Origin of the sequence: Nonomuraea sp. K271 (assembly GCF_009908215.1) — a bacterium.
Taxonomy (GTDB): Bacteria; Actinomycetota; Actinomycetes; order Streptosporangiales; family Streptosporangiaceae; genus Nonomuraea; species Nonomuraea longispora.
On record NZ_JAAAHR010000326.1, the window covers coordinates 1 to 3,397 of the forward strand.

At 72.2% G+C, this 3,397-nt stretch carries 4 protein-coding genes; all 4 read left to right on the top strand.

Annotated features, from left to right (window positions below):
- A partial coding sequence (locus GUY59_RS46440; protein WP_161715114.1) for an ATP-binding cassette domain-containing protein occupies positions 1–692 on the top strand: 692 nt, incomplete at its 5' end.
- Between the two features lie 2 nt (positions 693–694).
- The gene (locus GUY59_RS46445) at positions 695–1,573 is read left to right on the top strand and encodes a Vgb family protein (RefSeq protein ID WP_138200966.1); all 879 of its coding nucleotides are present in this window, start codon (positions 695–697) and stop codon (positions 1,571–1,573) included.
- 135 nt (positions 1,574–1,708) lie between these two features.
- On the top strand, positions 1,709–2,656 hold the full coding sequence (locus GUY59_RS46450) for a quinone oxidoreductase family protein (RefSeq protein ID WP_138200967.1): 948 nt from the start codon (positions 1,709–1,711) through the stop codon (positions 2,654–2,656).
- A 4-nt stretch (positions 2,657–2,660) separates the two neighbouring features.
- Positions 2,661–3,278 (top strand): LysE family translocator, encoded by a 618-nt coding sequence (locus GUY59_RS46455; protein WP_138200968.1) that lies wholly within the window; start codon positions 2,661–2,663, stop codon positions 3,276–3,278.
- Positions 3,279–3,397: the final 119 nt, after the last annotated feature.

Genomic DNA, 3,397 nt, shown 5'->3' on the forward strand with positions numbered 1-3,397 from the left:
CTCCCGACCCGCTCCGTTTCCGCGGCACGTTCGACGGCCCGGCGACACCACCCGTCCCTTCCGGGGCCGCGGCCGGCGAGCGTGAGGGCCCGACGGCGGCAACCGCTCCCTCCGGCCCGGCCGGTGCCACGGCCGGCGAGCGTGGGGGTGCGGCGGCTCGTGTGGTCGTGGAGTTGCGGGACGTACGGGTCGGTGATCGGTTGCGGGTGGACGTGCTGACGATCAGGGCAGGTGACCGCCTGCTGGTCAGTGGCGCCAACGGCGCGGGCAAGTCCACGTTGCTGCGGACCATCGCCGAGCACGCCGGGTGCAGGGTCGGGTTCCTGCCGCAGGATGTCGCGTTCGATCCGGATCAGAGCGTGCTGGACGCGTACGGCGCCGGCTATCCCGACGAGCGCCGGGACGCCCTGCTGGCCACCGGCCTCTTCCGGCCGCACACCCTCGACCAGAAGGCAGGCGCCCTGTCGGTCGGGCAGCAGCGCAGGCTGGCGCTGGCCAGGCTGCTGGGGCGGGAACACGACCTGCTGCTGCTCGACGAGCCGACCAACCATCTGTCGCCGGTGCTGGCGGAGGAACTGGAGCAGGCGCTCGACGCCTACGACGGCACGCTGGTCGTGGTGTCACACGACCGAGCCCTCACCCGGCGTTTCCGGGGTGACGAAATCGTTCTCATGGGGGGAACCATATGTTGACCATGATCAGTGCCGGCGCTCCGTACGGCATCACGACGGGGGCGGACGGAGCCCTGTGGTTCACGCTCGTCCACGAGGGGCGCGTCGGGAGGCTGGTGCCCGGTCAGGAGCCGGTGATCCACCAGCTCGACCCGGCCGACGGCCAGCCGACCGTGATCGCGCCGGGTCCCGGCGGGGCCCTGTGGTTCACCGAGGGCAAGGGCGGCCGGGTCTGCCGCATCACCGCCGACGGGCAGGTGACGGCGTACCCTGCCGACTCCCCCTACGGCATCGTCGCGGGCCCGGACGGCGCCATGTGGTTCACCCAGATGCAGAGCGGCAGGATCGGGCGCGTCGCGGCCGACGGGACGCTGAGCGCGTTCGAGGTGCCGGTGGAGGGCGGCATGCCCGCGTTCCTCACGGCGGGGCCCGACGACGCCCTCTGGTTCACCCTCAACCAGGGCAACGCCATCGGCCGCGTGTCGATGGAGGGCAAGGTGACCGTTCACCCGCTCCCCACGGAGGGCGGCGCACCGGTGGGCATCACGCTGGGCCCCGACGGGGCACTGTGGTTCGTGGAGATCGGCGCGGGCCAGATCGGACGGATCGACACCGCGGGCGGTATCCGCGAATTCGCCCTTCCCGACCGGGAGGCCCGCCCGCACGCCATCATCACCGGCCCCGACGGCGCCCTCTGGTTCACCGAATGGGCCGCCGGCCGCCTCGGCCGCATCACGACCGACGGCGTCATCGACCACCATCCGCTCCCCCGCCTGCCGGACGGGCCGGACGGCGCACGCAGGAGCGAGCCGCACGGGCTGGCGGCCGGGCCCGACGGGGCGATCTGGGTGGCCTTGGAGGCGGGCGCCCTGGCCCGCGTACCGTCCGGAACGGCGACCTGACCACCAGGCGGTCCGGGTGCCGGGTGGAGGCTCACGGTATGCGGGCCGTTCCCAGGGGAGTCCTGGGGCAGGGATCGCCCGGCACGGTCGGGGCCGGTTGGAACCGGAGTGGCGGTGAAGGGGTTGACTAGGGGCATGCACAGCATCGTCGTTTCCGCCCAGGGCGGCCCAGAGGTTCTCGAATACGCCGAGCGTCCCGACCCGGTGCCGGGCGAGGGCGAGGTCGTGGTCGACGTCGCCGCCGCCGGGGTCAACTTCATCGACATCTACCATCGCTCCGGCGCCTACCCGCTCGACCTTCCCACGTCCATCGGCATGGAGGGCGCCGGCACGGTCTCGGCCGTGGGGCCGGGGGTGCGTGACCTCGCCGTGGGTGAGACCGTGGCCTGGGCCGACGTCATGGGGAGTTACAGCGGCAAGGTGGTGGTGCCGGCGGCCCGTGCGGTGCCGGTGCCCGACGGCGTGCCGGCCGACATCGCGGCGGCGGCGATGCTCCAGGGGATGACGGCCCACTACCTCACCCACTCCACGAACGAGGTGCGCGAGGGTGACCAGGTGCTCGTTCACGCCGGGGCGGGCGGCATGGGCCAGTTGCTGATCCGGCTGGCCAAGCTCAAGGGCGCCAAGGTGTACACCACGGTCTCCACCGACGAGAAGGGCGAGCTGGCCCGGCAGGCGGGCGCCGACGAGGTGCTGCGCTACGACGAGTTCACCGACGCCCTGCGCGGCAAGATCGACGTCGTGTACGACGGGGTCGGCAGAACAACCTTCGACGGCGGCCTGGAGGTGCTGCGGCCGCGCGGCCTCATGGCCCTGTACGGCGCCGCCAGCGGCCCGGTCCCGCCGCTCGATCCCCAGACGCTCAACCGGAAGGGCTCGCTCTTCCTCACCAGGCCCACGCTCGCGCACCACATCGCGCAACGCGAGGAGCTGCTGCAACGCGCGTCCGACCTGTTCGGGTGGATCTCGGCGGGGCAGCTGCCGATCGACGTCTCGCGCCGCTACCCGCTGGCCGAGGCGCGCCGGGCCCACGAAGACCTCGCGGCCCGCCGTACGACAGGAAAACTCCTCCTTCTACCCTGACAGCATGGACATCGCGGGATCGGTGTTATCGTTCGCCGCCGTGGTCGCCCTGCTCACGCTGACTCCGGGCCTCGACACGGCCCTCATCCTCCGGACGTCGTTGCTGGCGGGCCGGAGGCCGGCCTGGGGCGTGACACTGGGCATCCAGCTCGGCACCCTGATCTGGGGTGTGCTCACGGCGGCGGGGCTGTCGGCGCTGCTGGCCGCCTCGGAGACGGCCTACCAGGTGCTGCGCTGGGCAGGTGTGGCCTACCTCGTGTGGATGGGCCTGCGCATGATCCTGACCGGGGCGGACGCGCACGCGCTGCCCGAGCAGCAGGCGGTCGGGTTCGGGAAGGGGTTCGGCCGCGGGCTGATGACCAACCTGCTCAATCCCAAGGTCGGCGTCTTCTACGTGGCCATGCTGCCGCAGTTCATCCCGGAGGGGGCGCCGCACGCGGTCATGGGGTTGCTGCTGGCCGGGGTTCACGTGGTCGAAGGGCTTCTGTGGAGCGTCGCGCTGATCTGGTTCGCGTCGCTGATGAGCGGGTTCCTGCGCTCGCCCCGGGTGCGGCGGTTCCTCGACCGGCTGACCGGCGTCGTCATCGTCGGCTTCGGCGTGCGCCTGGCGTTCACCGACTGATCGGAGGCCCATGCCGCCCCCGATCAGTCGGTTCCGCCGCCGACAACGTCTCCTCCTGGGTCAACCGCACCGGCAGCGTCGCCGTCCTGATCGACCTCGACGACAGGCAGTCCCGTCCG

Coding starts and splice junctions, on each gene's coding strand:
- GUY59_RS46445 (WP_138200966.1), top strand. CDS start 695: ATGATCAGTGCCGGCGCTCCGTACGGCATCACGACGGGGGCGGACGGA.
- GUY59_RS46455 (WP_138200968.1), top strand. CDS start 2,661: ATGGACATCGCGGGATCGGTGTTATCGTTCGCCGCCGTGGTCGCCCTG.
- GUY59_RS46450 (WP_138200967.1), top strand. CDS start 1,709: ATGCACAGCATCGTCGTTTCCGCCCAGGGCGGCCCAGAGGTTCTCGAA.